We start from the raw sequence: 18,918 nt of genomic DNA, 5'->3' as shown, positions 1-18,918 counted from the left end.
TCGGGTAGTGATTACTTTATTTTTTTATTTTGAGAATCTAAGTTTTTAAAATTGTTTTCTCTTATAACTTATGTTTAGTTACTTCTTTCTGTTGTATTATAGATTTGAGTGAAGCTTTATGGATTCTATTACGGGAAACAGTAGTTATTCGATAGAAATTTAGTTTATTTTTAGCACGAAAATTAAATAAAGGATCAACTGTAAGTACTAATTTATTAACTTAGTGCATACTAATACCATATAACTGTTAATGATTGAGAAGAATATTAAAGATGATTTTTTAGATTTATTTTATAATGACTTGTGCAATGAAGCGCTTGAAAATAATAATACATTAAATCTTTTTACTTTAAAGGTCAAAAATAACGCATTTAGCTATGACGAGCTTATAAATGAACTTGGAAACAAACTTTGTTATTTTGCTCTCTCTCGTAAGCAAGTTGATGAGTTAAAACAAGCAGATAAATTCAATGATCTTGTAAAAAAGGCAAAAGCTAAACTGAAACATCATGCTGATAACGAGGGTGAACTTGGCGAAATTTTATTATACTGTTTACTTGAATCTCATTTAAATGCTCCAAAAATCCTTACCAAATTGGAATTAAAAACCAATTCCAATGATTATGTCAAGGGAGCTGATGGTGTACACCTTTTAAAGCTCTCAGATACAGACTATCAAATCGTTCTTGGTGAATCAAAACTTAACTCTGATATCAGTAAAGGTGTATACGAGGCTTTTGGGTCAATTAGCAAATTTCTAAAATCCACATCAAAGTTGGAGTTTGAAATTGACCTAATCAATAGTGAACTCGTTAAAGAGGCTTATGATCAGACAACTTATGAAATGCTAAAAAGGATCATAATTCCGAGTGCAAAGGAGGATGATACATATCTGGATTATTCCTTCGGAATATTTTTGGGCTTTGATATTCCCATTACAGATGACGAAAGCAAACTTAGTAATTCAGACTTCCGCAAAAATATAAGAGAGAAGATCAAGAAAGAAGTACTTAAAGCGAAGAATTCGTTAAATCATCAGCTAAAGAAAAGCGACTATACAGGGTATCAGTTTTATATCTATGTCATTCCTTTCTCAGACCTTCAAAATAAAAGAAAACATATCATTGAAAAAATAGTTGAGTGATGAAAATTATCGATAAACTGACTGAGGATATTTTGCGAGATGAATACTTCAATGCTTTGTTTAATAAATGTTCTTTGATAACTGCGCAAAACCTGTTCAAAAAATCAAACAGGGTTCAATTTACAACAAAAGAGTTGAGGGACACTTTGCGTTTTGCAGACATTTTATCCAACTCTAAAAATTCTGATGCGAGAAATAGATCTTATCAAATTGTTGCCTCTCTGAATCAAGATTACAAAGATAACGAAGTGTACAGAACAGTATCAAAAGCTATATTTAGTAAACTAGGTAATTTTCCGGCGATTAATTATTTGGAAAATAAAAACAAAAATATTGCACTTCTCCCAATTTTTAGGGAAATTGAAACCGAATCTAAACGATTGATACAGCAGGCTCCGGATGGAAACGGAATGATTTTTACAGACACGCAATTTGAGTTATTTAATAAGCTGTCCAAAAGTACCGAGTTTAGTTTTTCCGGACCGACTTCCATGGGCAAGTCTTTTATCATCAAATCTTTTATCAAAAAGGTGATAAAGAACAGTCCACCAGAAAATATCGTAATCATTGTACCCACCAGAGCTCTTATCAATCAATTTTTTTCTGATTTAAAAAATGAACTTCATGAGCTTCTGGACACTTATAAATATAAAATCTTTATTAATTCAAATGTATCTGATATTTTAACTGAAGAAAAATACAATTATATTTTTGTTTTAACCCCAGAACGGCTTCTTAGCTATTTGTCACAAGATACAAATCCTCCAATAGGCTTTTTATTTATTGATGAAGCACACAAATTAGCAAATGATAAAGATGCCCGTAGTGTTACGACTTATTCGGCTATTGAAAAAGTTCAGAAAAAGTATGGGAATGTTAAATTGTATTTTTCTTCCCCAAATGTTTCCAACCCTGAAATATTTTTGAGACTGTTCAATAGGGATATACAAAATTCATTTAGAACAGGAGAGTCTCCCGTATCTCAAAATATTTATTTTGTTAACCTTGAGACTAAAGAGGTTGAGTCTTATTCCAATAATTCAGTTTTAAAGTTGCAGGACATACTTGATGATAGCAAGGATTATTCAATTACAAAATTTATCAAGTTTATTGGAGCTGATAAAAATAATCTCATCTATTGTTATTCCAAGAGGAATACGGTGAATAAAGCAATTGAGCTTTCAAAGTTACTTCCAAGAATTGAGCAGAGTGAACTTGTTGAGCAGGCAATAAAAAATATTAAAGAATACATCCATCCGGAATATTATTTAGTTGATTTTATAGAAAAAGGAGTGGCATATCACTATGGAAAATTGCCCCAGTTGATAAGAAATTTGATCGAAGATTTATACCAAAAGGAAGAGATCCGTTATGTATTTTGTACTTCAACATTACTGGAAGGAGTTAATATGCCTACACAGAATATTTTTATTATAGATAATAGAAGTGGTTCGAAAACAACTTTGTCACCAATTGATTTTTGGAATCTTTCTGGAAGGGCAGGAAGATTGACAAGAGAGTTAGTGGGAAATATTTTCTGTGTTCAGTATGAGGATTTTAAATGGGTTGACAAGGATGTTTTGATAAGAAAGGATATTAAACTGCAGCCTACCATTCTGACTAAGATTGATCATAATCTTAAAAAAATCGAAAAGGCACTTAAAAATGAAGAGATAAAATCTGGTTCTGAAGTAGAGAAAGAAATATTAAAATATATTGCGAATATAATTAAAGTTGACACTTTAGAAACTACAGCTAATTATAAAAGTCCAATAATTGATAAGTTAATTGAAGATAATAAGCAAAAGCTCATCGATTTGGCGAAGCAAGGGATTATTAATTTTGAGATTCCAAAGTCGATCTTGAAGTTCAATCAAACTATCAATTTTGATATTCAGGAAAGAATTTACAAAGCTGTATCAAAATCAAAAAAAAGTATATTACCTAACAGTGGAGCTATAAAATATGAGAGTATCCTTAAAGTATTGATCGATTTTCACAGATTATATTCGTGGGATAAAACAGAAAAGAAGCTGGCAAATGTAAACAGTTTAAAATACTACGCGGTGCTGATGAACCAATGGGTCCAGGGGTTTTCTTTAAGCCAGATAATAAGTCAATCTATCGACTACAATCATGATAATGGATATCAGGTAGAAGTTGATTTTAGAGTGTATGAAGTATTTGATAAGACAAATAGAAGGCATATAAATGCTCTAATTGAGAAGCTTATCGATGACATTGAATATGTTCTTCGCTATATTCTAGAAAAGTATTTCAATCATTACTATCAAATTTTGGTGGCTATTATAGGAGAGAGCAAAGCCGGAGATAATTGGGCAACACTCTTGGAATATGGAACACAAATACCACAGGTGATAGCTTTGCAGAATATCGGGTTGTCTAGGAATACTGCAATTAAAATTTTTAGACACCATAGAAAGTCCTTGATATTGAAAGATAATAAACTAGTTGGTGTAAATAAAGCACTTTTACTAAATGAATTTAGATCAACATCTCTAGAATTTGAAGAAATTAAAAGAACACTATAAAAAGATAGTTTAATGTCAATTAAAATCAATACTAATTAATGCTCATTACCATTTAAATAACGAAAACCTTAATGGAGAACGGATCTTGAGAATTGCATGAAGAGCTGAATAATATACGGTTGACAGTTTCAGAGATTATAAAAAAGTGAAATATTACCTGTCTCACTTTAGGATCTAGCTTTGCATGATTAGGATTTACTGTTAATGTGTAACCAAATTCCAAATTATACCAATTTTTCTACTGAATTTCCCTTTTTAATTGATACAGCATAAATTGTTTTTTGTTTATCATTTCATATACTTAAAAATATTAATTTGTAAATCAAATAAATGCATTAATTATATGAAGTCAGCTTATTTATATGTCCGCGTAAGTACAGATGAACAAAAAAGAAAAGGTTACTCTCTGCCTGAGCAAGAGGATAGATTATTGAAATATTGTAAATATAACAATATAGAAGTCAAAGGAATTTATCGGGAAGACTATTCTGCCAAAAATTTCAACCGACCTGAGTGGAAAGAATTGTTTTCAGAAATTAAAAAGAAATCATCAGGAGAAGATAAAAACATACTATTTATAAAATGGGACAGATTCAGTCGTAATGTTGAATATGCTTACGAAATGATTGGAAAGCTGCGAAAATATAAAACGACAGCAATGGCTATTGATCAACCAATTGATTTCTCTGTGCCGGAAAGCACGGTTATGTTGGCTGTATACTTAGCTGTTCCAGAGGCGGAAAATACCAGAAGGGCTCAAAATACAGCAAATGGTATTCGTCGAGCGAAGCTGATGGGTAGATATCCTAATAAAGCACCTATTGGATTTATTAATTTGACATTAATGGATGGTAAAAAAACTATTGCTCCTAAAGAGCCTGAAGCTGATATTATAAAGTGGTCTTTTCATCAAGCTGCTCAGAACGATCATAAGATTTCCGAAATAATGAAAATGGCTAATGAAAAAGGATTGATATGTTCACGGTCACACTTCTTTAGAATTTTACGGAATCCAATTTATTGTGGGCTTATATCAGTCAAACTTAAATCTAATGAAGAACAAATGATAAAAGGTTTGCATGAACCTTTAATATCTGAATCGTTATTTTATCAAGTTCAGTCTGTTATTAATACAAAAAGAAAAACTACTTCAAAAAAAGATGATTTAAAAGAGCTGTTTTTTCTTAGAGGTTTTTTGACTTGTCCTGTTTGCGATCGAAAACTCAGTGGAAGTATTGCACAAGGAAGCTCAAAAAAATACCCATATTATCATTGTCATGATCGCTGTAGAACAAGGATAAACGCAATTTTACTGAATGATTGCTATCAAAATAAGCTTCAGCAATTAATACTATCAAATAATACAATTGACTTATTTAAATGTATTTTACAAGACCAGAATATAAAGACACTGAAAGCAAGTTATTTGTACAATCAAAATTTAATTGAGAGAAAAATAAAAGAAGAGGGGCAAGTTCTTTCTAGAGGCAGAAAGTTGTTTTTAGCAGGAGTATTAAAAATTGATGACTACAATGAATTAAAAAAAGAGAATCAAGTTAACATTAGGCATCTTAAGAAGGAAGCGCGTGATATTTTTCTTAAATTAAAAGCTATTGATAAAAAGGATCAAATAGAAGATAAAGAAATAGTCGAAGTTTTTCGAAAATTTTCCGAGTTTGACACCTCAGATAAAAAAAGTCTTGTGAGTCTTATTCCACCAGTTGATATTGATTATAAAACAGGAGATCTTTCTTTGGACTTGGAGCAAGCATTTTTAAAAATATTATCAAAAAAAAGTAACCGAAAAACTAATAAGAAAAATGAATTTTATTGATAAGAATGTTTCAGTTGAACAAGCGATTATTCTTTTAGCTAAGAATGGAGTTCAGGTAAATGAGAAAGAAGCTAAAATTATATTAGAATTACTATATTTAGTATCAAAAAGTTACAATAAGCCAAAAGAGGAAAAAATACTAGAACCTTAATGGGATTTCAAACTACGCTTCAATACCGATGAAATCTCTGATAGAGCACTTTTAGACTGTCTGTTTCAGGTGGACTAAGGATTTCACGTCAAAAAATTCAAACTATAAAATGTCAGGCTGTAAAAGCCTGATAGAGAGATTTTTATGTGTAAAAAAAGAGAGACAACTATCAAATAGTTGTCTCCTTAAGTGACCTCGACAGGATTCAAACCTGTAACCTTCTGAGCCGTAATCAGATGCGCTATTCAGTTGCGCCACGAGGCCGTTGTTTCCTTATTGTTTAAGGGTTTGCAAATATAGCACTTTTTTCCGTTCTTTGAAAGATGAAACAGAGAATTTTACTTTTATTTACAGTTATAGCGCTAATCTCCTGTAAAAGAGAACAAAAAATTTCATCCTCAGACTGGACCCAAATTTCAAATCGTACCCAATTCAAAGAACATGACGGGACTTTGGAACTTAAATCCGGAAATTTCACTTATAATTTTAAATCTGATCAGACCCCTTTAAAAAAAATCATCCTTTTAAATGCCAGCATGGCAGGATATATTTCTGAATTGGGAGCAGAAAATCTGGTGATCGGGGTTTCGAGCCCGGAATATATTTACTCAGAGAAAATTCAGAACCTTTTAAAAGAAGGAAAAATTCAGAATGTAGGAAGCGAACAGAAATACGATATAGAAAAAATTATTTCTATGAAACCTGATGCTGTTTTTACCAATTATATTGCAAGTTTCGACAATGCTTATCAGCTTCTGAAAAATAATGGGATCCAGGTGATTTTCCTGGATGAATATATGGAGCAGCTTCCTCTGGAAAAAACAGCATACATCAAACTTTTTGGTGAATTTTTCGGTAAAGAAAAGGAAGCTGAAGCAAAATATACCGAAATTGAGAAAAATTATAATGACCTTAAACAGCTGGCTTCAAAGGCAAAAGATAAACCTGTGGTGCTGGCCAATGAAATGTATGGAGATGTCTGGTACCTGCCTGGCGGAAAAACTTCTGTAGCTAACTATATTGCAGATGCCAACGCTTCTTACATCATGAAAGACAATAAAGAAGAAAAATCTCTTACGATGAGTTTTGAAGAAATATATGCCAAATCAGGGGGAGTACAATATTGGGTGAATGCCGGAAATCACACTTCAAAAAAGGAAATGCTGGGCACCAATCCTTTCTATGGAAAACTGGATGTATTCAATAAAGGAAAGATCTATACCATTGCCGGAAAAGAAAAACAGAAAGCCAATGATTTCTTCGAAAGTGGAGCTGTAAGAGCTGACCTTATCCTGAAAGACTACATTAAGATTTTTCACCCTGAACTTTTACCGGAATATCAGCTGACCTACATGAAAGAACTTCAATAACTCAGGCGAATTGTTTATTTTTGTAGTCCTTTTTAGAAATTATGTGGAAAAAAATTAAGCAGGCCATTTTTATTGTTCTTGTTCTGAATGTATTCTTTATTATTTGGGGCAGGTTTTTTAATCCGCCTATTACCATTACGCAGATCGGGGGACTTTTTGAATTTGGAAAGCTGCACAGAGATTATATTTCCTATGATGAAATGGGAAATAATGTAAAAAAAGCGGTGATTGCCTCTGAAGATCAGAAATTCTTCAACCATAACGGGTTCGATTATACAGCTATTGAAAAGGCCATGAAGAATAACGAAAAAGGGAAAAGGGTCCGTGGGGGAAGTACCATTTCCCAGCAGACAGCAAAGAATGTTTTCCTTTGGCAGGGAAGAAGCTGGTTCAGAAAAGGTCTGGAAGCTGTGTACACCTTCATCATTGAAAAAGTATGGAGTAAGGATATCATTTTGGAAAGATACCTGAACTCTATTGAAATGGGGCAGGGCGTGTTCGGGGTAGAAGCGGCGGCACAGTATTATTTTGGAAAATCTTCCAAAGATTTAAGTGCTTCGGATGCAGCCTGGATTGCAGCTGTATTACCTAACCCCAAGAAATACGATCCTAAAAATCCATCCCCTTACCTGAGAAAGAAGCACAATTGGATCATGAGACAGATGAGGAATGTGAGTTTGAAATAGTATCTTTGTCCCAATGAAATTTTTTAATTCCAGCACAAATTTTGAATCAGTTCTTAAAAAATACTTCTCTTTTAAGAACGAAACTATTTCTTTAGAACCATTTGCCGAGTTTTTAGAGAGCATTAAGAGGGCAGATTTTACAACCGTTCTTAATTTCCTGAGAAATAATCCGGATTTTGCTGAGAATTTTAAACATTACATTCATAATATCTTCAAAGAAAGGCCATTCAACCTTTCCCTTACCGAGGCTAATATTCTTTCAGAAAACGCTTTCTTTCCGGAACTGAAAAAAAGAATCCTTAACAAAATACTGCCACCCGTGGAAAATGAAAAAACGGTGTGGTATATGATTGATAATGTGAGTTTCAGACCCAAATCCGACCTGAAATACCTGCACAATCTTCCTGAAAATGAAATTGACGAGTTTTTAAAGATTCTCGGTGCTTCGGATTTCATTACCAAACCCAACGTCAAAAAAGAGCTGATCTTTTCAATGAATATTCTTTCATGGAGGGTAACAGGGATGGCGATGGAAGTAGAGGTGGTAAGAATGGCCCCTCAGTACAGAAATCTGGATAACCCGTTTCTTGCCCTTCAGAATGAGCTGGAGGCGCTGACTGAAGATCTTAAAAAAGATCCCGGACTACAGTTGCATTCCAAAGACAGCCGTTACAAACAGATCAAAATTTATACGGAGCACTGTCACGAATTTGTCAATATTGCTTTTAAAAACTCTGCCAAATACGGAATTTCCGGTAAAATCAATCAGTCACTGCTTAAAATCCGTCAGCAGACCGAAAGAATCTATGAGATTGTACAACTTCTGGTGATCGATAGTGAAGAGGATGTTATCATAAAATCCAAGCAGCTGATTTTTAATATACTCAATTACAAATCTCATAAAAACAATATTGCAGACCTGATCAACGACAGTACCCGTCTGCTTTCGCATCTTATTACCAACCATACCGCAGAAACCGGTACCCATTATATTACTTCTACCCGGAAGGAATATATGACCATGTTTTATAAAGCGAGTGGAGGAGGAATTATTGTAGGGGCACTCTGCGTCCTGAAAATGCTTTATGGGTACATTCCCGGAAGTGATTTTTCCCATGCATTTTTATATTCAATGAACTATGCGATGGGGTTCGTTATGATCTATCTCATGGGTTTTACCCTTGCGACCAAGCAGCCCGCCATGACCGCGGCTACGATGACTAAAGTTTTGTCTGAAGAAGGCAACAGCAAACGTAACAATACCGAATTTGCCCACCTTGTATCCAAGCTCTTCAGAAGCCAGTTTATTGCATTCGTAGGAAATGTGCTTCTTTCCTTTCCAATTGCATTGGCGATCATTTATGGGCTGGATGTATTTTTCTCTCAAAATTTGGCGGTAGAAAGATCAGATAAACTGTTAAAAGACCTGGATCCGTTCAAGTCAAAAGCTATACTGCATGCGAGTATTGCAGGATTTTACCTGTTTATTTCAGGAATTATTTCAGGAAACATCGGGAACAACTCCGTGTTCTACCAGATTCCGGAAAGGATTGCGAAAAACCTTTCTATCAGAAGTTTTTTTGGTAAAAAATTTGCGAAAAGTTTATCCAAATATTATGCTAAAAACTGGCCCGGAATTGTTTCCAACTTCTGGTTTGGAGTATTTTTAGGGGCAACGGCTCCGGTAGGTCTGTTTTTCGGATTAGATCTTGATATCAGGCACATTACTTTTGCGGCCGGAAACTTTGCTTTAGGACTTTACGGAAAAGATTTTTCAGTGGATTCCTATACTTTCTGGATCTCGTTTTTCACTGTTTTCCTGATAGGTTTCTTCAATTTCCTGGTAAGCTTCACCTTATCCATGTTTTTGGCATTCAGGTCAAGAAAAATGAATTTCGGGCAGGTGAGCGAAATCTACAGGGAGATTTTCAAATATTTTGTAAAGCATCCGTTCAAATTTTTCCTTCCGCTGCGTTCAGGGTTGGATAAAAAAGCGGATGATCTGATGAGCAGTACGATTTCCGGTAAATCTGAGGAACATTAATAGATAGCTTCATCTGTATAAAAAAACGCTCCTAAAAGGAACGTTTCAATTATTTACTGCCTGTTTTCAAGCTATCTAACAATGTTATAATTTAAATTAGCCTATATACAAGGCTCCAGTATGGGACAAGTAGCCGGAAGTGTGGTGTAATAATTACATTCGCCGGTGGCACAAACTGTTTGACAGCATATTCTTACTCCGGAACCCATAATTTGTTTTAGGTTCTCTCTGTTTAATTTCTTGATTGACTTTTTCATAGTAACGTGATTTATTTGTTTAGTATCCAAATGTATTAATTTAATCTGAAAGTTCTGTATTTCTGTTGATTTTTTAATAATCTATACAATACGAATATCATTAAACTGATCCTCACCAAACTGATCCTGAAATTTTTTAAGATAAAAACTTTTCCGCATCTGAAAATCATGCTTAAGTAAAGGAGAATCAATCTTAATGATTATACATTTGTTTTCAATATTGACGCTTCTGATCTCACTGAAAAGACTTTCATCCAAATAGTCTTCAAGAAAATCCTTGATTTCAAAAGCAATCAGTTTATCCTCAAAACCATAAATCCTTGCAAAAGATTTTACAAGTTCTGAGGATTGGAATTCACGTTTTTTATTCCTTTTCATTTCTTTTCCTCTAAATATTGGGTTTTGATTCCTGCTGTATTAAAAAAAATTTCCAGCTGTCTGTATATATCCTCACAATAAAAATCTTCCTCGAACAGAGTCTTAGGTTCCTGCTTATTTCCGTCGCATTCAAAGCATAGTTCAAGATAAGCGAAGATTTTATCATTTTCATCATAAAACAATACAGCATTTCTGGGAAAATAACATCCTGATTCTGAAAACAGTCCTGCAAAATATTTGCTGCATGTATTATGCATAATATTAACTAATTGCTGGATCTCCAGAAGACTTAGACTCTTTTGCTGTTGAATGCCATTCAGATTTTCGGTCGCAAGAATAGTTTCTAAACGAACAGGTTTCTTTCTGTTTTTGTATTTCCATATTGCCAAAGAGTCACCAGGGGGCGGAGGTGTATCTACAGGTTCTCTCTTAAAATCCAGATTGTAAGATATCAATTTTATTTTTGAAGTCTTTTTAAAAGGATAGTTTTTGATGCTTTGAGTAAACGGTTTGGGTTTGAAATCTTTTTTAATGAAACTGTTCCCTGTCTCATTTGGAGGAGGCGGTGCTTTTCTTTTCTGTCCGAATGATAAAGAAAATAACAGCAAAATCATAAGGCAAGTGATATTTTTAATCATAATTCAAAAATTATACTTTCCTCGTTAATCTTCTTCACCACACTTTCCGTGCGCTCCCGGTGCGTATCCGTAATAAAAATCTGTCCGAAACTTTCCTGGTTAACCAGTTCGATCAGTTGCGAAACCCTTATATCGTCTAATTTATCAAAAATATCATCCAGCAAAAGAATAGGAGTCTTTTTTGTTAATTCCTTTACCAGACTCATCTGTGCTAATTTTAAAGAGATCAGGAAAGACTTCTGCTGTCCCTGTGAACCGATTTTCTTAATCAGCACATGATCCATTTCAAAAATCAGGTCATCTTTGTGAATACCTTTTGAAGTATACGTCAGCATTCTGTCCCTTTCAAGACTTTCTTTTAAAAGCTGTTGAAAAGCTTTGTCAGGCTGATTGGAGTCGAAACCTTCTCTTAAATCAGACTGATAATAAACCGAAACCGTCTCTTTTCCTCCGGAAATAATTCTGTAAAAATTCTGAACAATTGGTCCCAGTTTCTCAACAAAATTTCTTCTTTTCTCAAAAATACTGGTCCCGAATTTTGTTATAGGAGCGTCATATATTTCCAGAGAATCTCTATCCCAGGTTCTGTTTTTAGCGAAATATTTTAACAGTGCATTTCTTTGCTGTACCGTTTTCTGATATTGGATCAGGTCAAAAAGATATTCTGAATCTGTCTGGGAAATCATAGAATCCAGAAACTTCCTCCTGCTCTCCCCGGAATCCGAGATCAGGTTTGAATCATAGGGGGAGATCATCACGCTTGGCAGATACCCAATGTGGTCTGCAAGTCTGTCATAGCTCTTATCATTCTTTTTAATGATCTTTTTAGCCTCTTTAGGCTGGGAAATTTTAATGAAATCTTCGCTGTCTTCGTTCAGAATCTCGGCATCAATTGTAAAAAAATCTTCTTCTCTTTTGATATTGTTAAAATCCGTATTGCCTAAAAAGCTTTTTCCTACGGATAAATAATGCAGTGCATCCAGGATATTGGTCTTTCCGGCACCATTGTTTCCCACAAAACAGTTGATCTGCGGGGAGAATTCAAATTTCTTCTCCGAATGGTTTTTGAAATTGTAAAGGGAAAGCTTTTTGATAATCATTCGTCAAAAATACTCCATTATTAGTAAAAATAAAAAAGGAAGTGCAGAACAGGTTTCTACCCAGAAGGAAAAATAAGTGTCATCTCTTTTATTTTCAGAGAAATAAATCAGAATAAAAGTGATGATTCCCGATAAAAAAAAGGCTGTATCATAAACAGGTTTAAGATAAAATACAGCAATGAGCATACTGACAAAAACAAGTAGGTAGGCAGCGTATTTTGTATTCTGTACTCCAATCAGTTTTGGAAAAGTCTGTACCGTATCACTTTCCATATCCCGGATATCGAAAGGCAGGACCAGTGCTGTTATAAAGAAGAAACTGATCATGAATATCGGAAGGCTAAATTCCGGAAGCGTAAGCCAGCAGTTGACCAGCGCCCAGACCAATCCAACATAAAATACTTTCAGCAATGGAATCTTCCGGATATAAACATCCAGGAAAAAACTGTTATAAAGCAGTCCCAGAACTACAATAATGAACCATTTCAAAAGTCTGATCTCATTATGGTTGTGAATGATCAGAAAAGCACAGATAATCCCTGCCACTGCATTCAGGACCAGTATTTTCAGAAAATGCCTGGTATATTGGTATTTAGTGTAAAGGTAGCCGCTGAAATAAGTGATGAAAATAAGCAGTACGGTAGGGAAACGGAATGTGTTTTGCTCTTTCATGAAAAATACTGCAAATAAAGTTCCCATAACTGAGACATAAATTTGACTGTCAATGACAGTTTTTTTCAGTATTTTTAAGAAATTCATTTATCAAAAATAACATATATGAAAAGATTTTCCAAGATTTTTATGCTTTTGCTTTTAATGCTGAGCTTTTCAGCTGTTTCGGCGCAGAAATACTACGACGACCAGTGGAAAAAAGTAACCGAAAACAGTACGAAAGGTGCTTTTAAATCTAATCTTCCCATCATTTTAGACATACAAAACCATGCCATGAAAGAAAATAATGCGATTCAGCTCATCCGTTCTCTGAAAGCAGAATTCAGTATTGTAAACCAGACGCAGGATGATGATAAGAATGATTCTGTCTCAAAATTTTTTAAAAAGCTCCAGCAGGCGGATGCCCAGCTGAAAGGAGAAGAAAAGCTGATATATGCTGTTCTCCTGAATGGGTTTTTCATGGATTATTATAACCAGAATTCATGGGAAATACAAAGCAGGACCAATATCAATTCACAGGATATTTCCCAGATAGAAACCTGGAGCAAGCTGGATTTTAAAAATTATCTGAAGAAAAACTACCAGGAACTTGACCAGCAGAAGGAAGCGATGAAGAAAATTTCCCTTGCAAAGTATAAAGATATTTTTACCGAAGTAAAGGATATTACTTATTTCCCGACTGTATATGACTGGTATTCGATAAAAAAGATAAGCTTTCTTTCTGAAAACGGACTCTTTACAAAAAATGAATTAACTGAGAACAGAACACAGGTCAATGCCATTTTTGATGAACTGATTGCCCAAAACAGTGGAAATCCCAAGCTTTATTTCATGAAAGAAAAGCTGACGGAAAACTGTAATTACAACCAATGCAAAGACAGGCTCGAACAACTGCAAAATCTTTTAAAGACCAATACTGAAGGCGATTATAAAGTGATCATCATGGAAGATATCATGAGTGAGCTTTTAGCTAAAAAGAAAGAAAATGAAGCTTTGGCTATTGCTGATCAGGCAAAAAAACAATATCCAAAATCTCCCTTCATCGAGAATATAAAAAATAAAGAAAACCAGATTACCAATCCGTTTCTTACTATTAAATATGAGCAGCAAACCCAGAATAATCTCCCCATTCATTTGGTAGCAGACCATAAGAATGTGACGGAATTTTCCCTGAACATTTATGAAGTAAAAGAAGATTTTACAACATTAATGCAATACATACAGAATTCTTACAGCAATACCTTTGGAAAGGTTAAGAAAAATCTTGTAAGAAAAGAAACATTCCAGCTTGGAGATTCCAAAGATTATCAGGTTCATAAAACTTCACTGGAAGTTAAACCTCTTCCCTCGGGCGTATATATAGCTGAATATTCCGTTACGGGAGAAGAAGCTAATGATGGCAATACAAGACAGAATTTCTACTTTTTGGTTTCAGGGAACAGAATCATCTACCAGACTAAAACAGATAGAAACCAGCTTTCCAATGTAATGAAGCTTGTAAATAGTGAAAACGGGAAGCCTGCATCCGACGAAAATCTTACTTTCTACGAATTTGTCACCAATAAGACATTAAATAAAATTGACGGTAAAACGGATGCGAACGGCGTTTTTAAATTCCCTTCCACAGACAGTAAAGAATACTACAGAACTTTCCTGATCCGCCAGCCGAAAACCAATGATTTCCAGATTATGCAGGTTTACGGAAACAGCGGAAATGCAGAAGACTACAATCCCAATAAACAAACCCGTACCCTAGCTCAGATCTTTACGGACAGAGCCATTTACAGGCCTGGACAGACCGTTTATTTCAAAGTTATCAATACGAAAATTGATAAAGAAACCGAAGCTGTCACCTCAGGCTTAAAGCAGAAGATCACCCTGCTGGATGCTAACAGTCAGGAAGTGTCTTCTCAGAGCTTTTCAACGAATGAGTTCGGTTCCTATCACGGGAGTTTTATTCTTCCGAAAGGTCAGCTGAACGGTGTTTTTTACTTAAGAACCGATGAAGAATCACAGGGAATGAAAGACATCAGGGTTGAAGAATATAAAAGACCCAAGTTTGAAGTCACCTTCGACCCTGTAAAAGAAGAATACAAATACGGACAGACCATTGAACTGAAAGGAAAGGCAATGATGTTCTCCGGGGTGGCTTTAAGCAATACGACCGTTAATTACGAGATTAAAAAGCACAACATCAGGTGGAGATATTTCTGGTGGTATCCGCGTGATAACGACAATGAAAATTCCATCCTTGGCGAAGCTAAAACCAATGAAAAAGGAGAATTCATCATCCGTCTTGATCTTAAAAAAGATGAAAAGCTGGAGGGAATCCAGATTGATAATTATGAAATCAACGCTTCCGTAACCGATATCAATGGCGAAACGCAGTCTGCAGATACCCAATTGAAAGTAGCTTCCGTTTCTCATTATATTAAAGCGGACGGAATCAAAAATACCTTCAGTGATGAGAACGTGAAGCTGAAAGTGGAAACCCTGAATTATAATGAACAGGATCTTAAAAAGTCATATAGCGTTAAACTGTCAAAACTGAATTCCCCAAACAGGATTTTCAGGGATAATTTCGCTCAGGAAATTCAGGACCTTCCCAAATATTCCAAAGAAGAATTTATCAGCAAATTCCCTCATGACCTTTTCGATAAAAATGATGAAACCAAAAACTGGAAAGCAGAAAAAGTAGTTTCTGAAAAGATTCAGCAACCATCTGCAGAACTGGATTTAGGAAAGCTTGAAGCTGGTGATTATCAGCTTGAGCTGTATAATATTGAAGGAAAAGATACTATCAAAACTTCCCAGAATTTCAGTATCTGGGATAAAGGATCTTTAAAACCTTCCCAAAAAACCTTTCTAACGGTTGTTGAACCGAAAAATGAGTTCTCAAGAGGAGAGAAGGCCAAGGTATATGTATATTCGGCAGTTCCGGATGCCCTCGTGAATGTATTTGTTCAGGATGGTTCAGGAAAAACAGTTTCGGAAGTCCATCAGCTTAAAAAAGGAGTTCTTGAATACACTGTAGATATCCCGAAGGATAAAAGTGTATCATCATTGAATATCCAATTCCAGATTGCGGCATTCAATGATGTGCAGACTCAATCTGTTACTTTGAAAATAAAAAACAGTGAACAGCCTTTAAAAATAGAAACCGTTACCTTCAGAGATAAACTGGAACCGAATTCAAAAGAAAAATGGACGGTAAAAGTATCAGGAAATGATAAGGAAAAAGTAAACGCAGAAGTACTGGCCAATATGTATGATATGTCACTGGATCAGTTTGCTGCAAACACTTTCGCCTGGCAGAATTTATATATTCCGTATTCCATCGTGACGTCTTATGATATGAGACAATACCTGCAGCAGCAATATTATCAGAAGAGATTAAAGTACTACAACGGAAAATATGTAGAGTTGCCAAATTTTAATTGGTTTGATGGTGATTTTGACAGTTATGGATTAAGAGGAAGAGTTTCGGGAATACAGGTTAGCAATGCAGCAATGCCTGCTCCTTCTGCAGTTGCAAGAGAAGCAAATATTGAAGAGGTTGCAGTAGTAGGATACAAAGCAAAAAAAGTAAATGCAGTTGCTGCTGGAATTCAGGACGAAGAAGCTGACTCAGCTGCAATTGATGTTTCAAAAGAAGGTCTGGAAAAAGTTCCCGTACGTCAAAACCTTAACGAAACAGCATTCTTCTATCCCGATCTGAAAACCGATGCAGAAGGAAATGTAAACTTCGAATTCACTTCTCCGGAAGCATTAACGAAATGGAAACTGATGTTCCTGGCCCACACCAAAGATGCCAGAGCTGCAGTGTTGGAAAAACAGGTGGTAACTCAAAAAGAATTCTCTGTAACACCAAACTATCCGAGATTCTTGAGAGAAGGGGATGAACTAAACCTTCAGTCTAAATTATCTAACCTTACAGATAAAAAACTAAGCGGTACCGCAGAGCTTCAGATCCTGGATGCCTTTACAAATGAAAATATTTCTTCCCAGTTTGGGATCAACGCAGGATCGCAGAATTTTAATATAGATGAAAAAGGAAACAGCGCATTAACCTGGAAGCTGAAAGTTCCGAATAACGTTTCTTCCATTATTTTAAAGGTGGTAGCGAAAGCGGGAGCCTATTCCGATGGTGAGCAGCAGGCGGTTGCCGTACTTCCGAACAGAATGCTGGTGACAGATGCGGTACCGGTATTTGTAAAAGAAGGCGAAACCAAAACCTTTGTTCTGGATAACCTTAAAAATGCAAATTCCAATACGATTACCAATGTTTCCAATACGCTGGAACTTACTACGAATCCGATCTGGGAAATTATGTTCGCATTACCAAGTCTGAAAAATGATCAGAACAGTTCTGCTGATGTGATCTTCAACAAATGGTTTGCAGATGTTTTAGCTTCCGAAGTATTCAAGGCTAATCCGAAAATGAAGACCGTTTTTGAAGAGTATCAGAACAAAGGACTGCTGAATTCAAATCTTGAAAAAAATCAGGAGCTGAAACAGCTTCTGCTGGAAGAAACCCCTTGGGTATTGGAAAGTAAAAACGAAGGCGAGCAGATGCAGAAACTGGCTCTGTTATTCGATGCCAATACTATGAAAAATTCAATTAACCAGGATTGGGACGATCTTAAAAAGCTTCAGAACCCTGACGGAGGATTCTCATGGTACCCGGGTTATCCAAGTTCTTACGGAACCTCATTGTACATTCTTAAAAACTTAGGAAAAATCAATGTGTGGTTAAAAGACGGTGCAAAAGATTACCAAAGTGCTGAGCAAAAAGAGCTGGTAGCAAAATTAGTTCAGTATGTGGATAATGAAATTGACAAATATTGGGATGTGAAGAAAGAAAATGTCTGGACCAACTGGGCAATAGATTATCTGGATACCCGAAACTACTGGGAAAACCAATATCCGTTAAAAGGAAAAGGAGCATCATTGAAATCCATGGTAAAACAAAAAGCCAAAACAGCAAAAATCACAGATTTCACGTTCTTCGGACTTCACCGTGCTGCTTTACTGATGAATGATTATGGATTAAAAGATGTTTCAGATAAATTAATGAACTACCTGAAAGAAACATCTACGGATACAAAAACTCAGGGCGTTTACTGGAAACAGAACCTGAACGACTGGGGTTGGTTCGGATCTAAAGTAGTGAATCATGCAGGTGCTTTGGAAGCATTCAACAAGTTGAAACCTAATGACCAGAAAATGATTGAAGAGATGAAGATCTGGTTAATTACCCAGAAAGAAGTCAACTCGTGGGGAAGCTCAAGAGGAACTTCCGAAGTAATCTTTACGATTTTAAATTCAGGGAAATCATGGACAAGTGCTGAAAGCGATACAGCAACGATTGTTTGGGGCGGAAAAGAACTGGCACCGCAAACTCAGGCTACCGGCTATGTGAAATCAGCAGTTAAAACAGATGTTATAGACAAGAACCTGGGAACAGTTACCGTTACCAAACCAGGCCCGGGAATTGTTCAGGGAGGATTGTTCTGGCAGTATTATGAAGATCTTGATAAAATAAAATCTTCCGAAAACTACATCTCCATCACCAAAGAGCTTTACAAAAAAGTGAAAACGGTAAATGGCGAAGAGCTTCAGAAAATCTCGTCCGACACACCGTTGAAAGTAGGAGATAAAGTAACCGTAAGAATGATCCTGAATACAGACAGGGCTATGGAATTCATTCACCTCAAAGATATGCGTGCCGCAGGTTTTGAACCGCTGGATGCATTATCCGGCTACCAGTGGAAAAACAGCCTTGGCTATTACCAGTCTACTAAGGATGCATCGACTAATTTCTATATTCAGTACATGCCGAAAGGAAAATATGTCTTTGAATATGATCTTGTTTCCAATGCGGCCGGTAAGTTCTCCAACGGTATCACAACGATGCAGAATTACTATGCACCACAGATGAATGCGCATACAAAAGGCACCAATGTGACGATTTCAGAGTAATTTATAAAGTAAAACAAAAAAACTACAGTAAGAGGTTACTGCAGTTTTTTTTGCTCTGTTTTCAGTTAAATGGGGTCTGTATAATTTTCTGTTATTTACAGATTTCAGAG

12 protein-coding genes and 1 tRNA gene are annotated in these 18,918 nt (G+C 35.5%); 8 read left to right on the top strand and 5 right to left on the bottom strand.

All coding sequences use genetic code 11. From position 1 onward, the window contains the following. Window positions 1-250 precede the first annotated feature (250 nt). From ACM40_RS05730 to ACM40_RS05715, 4 genes are all read left to right on the top strand, one after another. The gene (locus tag ACM40_RS05730) at window positions 251-1,144 is read left to right on the top strand and encodes a DUF1837 domain-containing protein (RefSeq protein ID WP_048501882.1); all 894 of its coding nucleotides are present in this window, start codon (window positions 251-253) and stop codon (window positions 1,142-1,144) included. After that, window positions 1,144-3,696 carry a DEAD/DEAH box helicase gene (locus ACM40_RS05725; protein ID WP_048501881.1) on the top strand — a complete coding sequence of 851 codons (2,553 nt, stop codon included), beginning with the start codon at window positions 1,144-1,146 and terminating at the stop codon, window positions 3,694-3,696. The genes ACM40_RS05730 and ACM40_RS05725 overlap by 1 nt, the downstream gene beginning before the upstream one ends. A 343-nt stretch (window positions 3,697-4,039) precedes the next feature. Next, on the top strand, window positions 4,040-5,530 hold the full coding sequence (locus tag ACM40_RS05720; protein ID WP_048501880.1) for a recombinase family protein: 1,491 nt from the start codon (window positions 4,040-4,042) through the stop codon (window positions 5,528-5,530). Further along, the gene (locus ACM40_RS05715; RefSeq protein ID WP_047388376.1) at window positions 5,517-5,681 is read left to right on the top strand and encodes a hypothetical protein; all 165 of its coding nucleotides are present in this window, start codon (window positions 5,517-5,519) and stop codon (window positions 5,679-5,681) included. The genes ACM40_RS05720 and ACM40_RS05715 overlap by 14 nt, the downstream gene beginning before the upstream one ends. A gap of 190 nt (window positions 5,682-5,871) precedes the next feature. On the opposite strand, the gene ACM40_RS05710 is transcribed toward ACM40_RS05715, so the two are convergent. Beyond that, window positions 5,872-5,945, bottom strand: a tRNA-Arg gene (locus ACM40_RS05710). 59 nt (window positions 5,946-6,004) lie between these two features. Here ACM40_RS05710 and ACM40_RS05705 point away from each other — a divergent pair. From ACM40_RS05705 to ACM40_RS05695, 3 genes are read left to right on the top strand one after another with little or no spacing between them, the layout of a single operon-like run. After that, entirely contained in the window at window positions 6,005-7,051 is a 1,047-nt protein-coding gene (locus ACM40_RS05705; protein ID WP_048501879.1) for an ABC transporter substrate-binding protein, read from the top strand. A 41-nt stretch (window positions 7,052-7,092) separates the two neighbouring features. Then, complete coding sequence (mtgA, locus tag ACM40_RS05700) at window positions 7,093-7,737, top strand: monofunctional biosynthetic peptidoglycan transglycosylase (RefSeq protein ID WP_048501878.1); 645 nt, start codon at window positions 7,093-7,095, stop codon at window positions 7,735-7,737. 13 nt (window positions 7,738-7,750) lie between these two features. Continuing rightward, on the top strand, window positions 7,751-9,781 hold the full coding sequence (locus ACM40_RS05695) for a recombinase (protein WP_048501877.1): 2,031 nt from the start codon (window positions 7,751-7,753) through the stop codon (window positions 9,779-9,781). A gap of 338 nt (window positions 9,782-10,119) precedes the next feature. Here the strand turns inward: ACM40_RS05695 and ACM40_RS05690 are convergent, their stop codons facing one another. From ACM40_RS05690 to ACM40_RS05675, 4 genes are read right to left on the bottom strand one after another with little or no spacing between them, the layout of a single operon-like run. Further along, window positions 10,120-10,416: a hypothetical protein gene (locus tag ACM40_RS05690; RefSeq protein ID WP_048501876.1), complete on the bottom strand. Its 297-nt coding sequence runs from the start codon at window positions 10,414-10,416 to the stop codon at window positions 10,120-10,122. Further along, window positions 10,413-11,030: a hypothetical protein gene (locus ACM40_RS05685; protein ID WP_131705333.1), complete on the bottom strand. Its 618-nt coding sequence runs from the start codon at window positions 11,028-11,030 to the stop codon at window positions 10,413-10,415. Before ACM40_RS05685 ends, ACM40_RS05690 begins: the two co-directional genes overlap by 4 nt. Window positions 11,031-11,050: 20 nt before the next feature. Next, the gene (gene recF, locus ACM40_RS05680) at window positions 11,051-12,154 is read right to left on the bottom strand and encodes a DNA replication/repair protein RecF (protein ID WP_048501874.1); all 1,104 of its coding nucleotides are present in this window, start codon (window positions 12,152-12,154) and stop codon (window positions 11,051-11,053) included. A 3-nt stretch (window positions 12,155-12,157) separates the two neighbouring features. After that, a complete protein-coding gene (locus ACM40_RS05675; protein WP_316932867.1) occupies window positions 12,158-12,853 on the bottom strand; it encodes a hypothetical protein in 696 nt (231 codons plus the stop codon). A 78-nt stretch (window positions 12,854-12,931) separates the two neighbouring features. Between ACM40_RS05675 and ACM40_RS05670 the strand changes: the two genes are divergently transcribed. Next, a complete protein-coding gene (locus tag ACM40_RS05670) occupies window positions 12,932-18,808 on the top strand; it encodes an alpha-2-macroglobulin family protein (protein WP_048501872.1) in 5,877 nt (1,958 codons plus the stop codon). The last annotated feature ends 110 nt before the right edge of the window (window positions 18,809-18,918 follow it).

The sequence above is a fragment of the Chryseobacterium sp. BLS98 genome (assembly GCF_001045445.1).
Taxonomy (GTDB): Bacteria; Bacteroidota; Bacteroidia; order Flavobacteriales; family Weeksellaceae; genus Chryseobacterium.
Note: the sequence above shows the minus strand (reverse complement) of the source record. Positions and strands in the feature narration are given on the sequence as shown.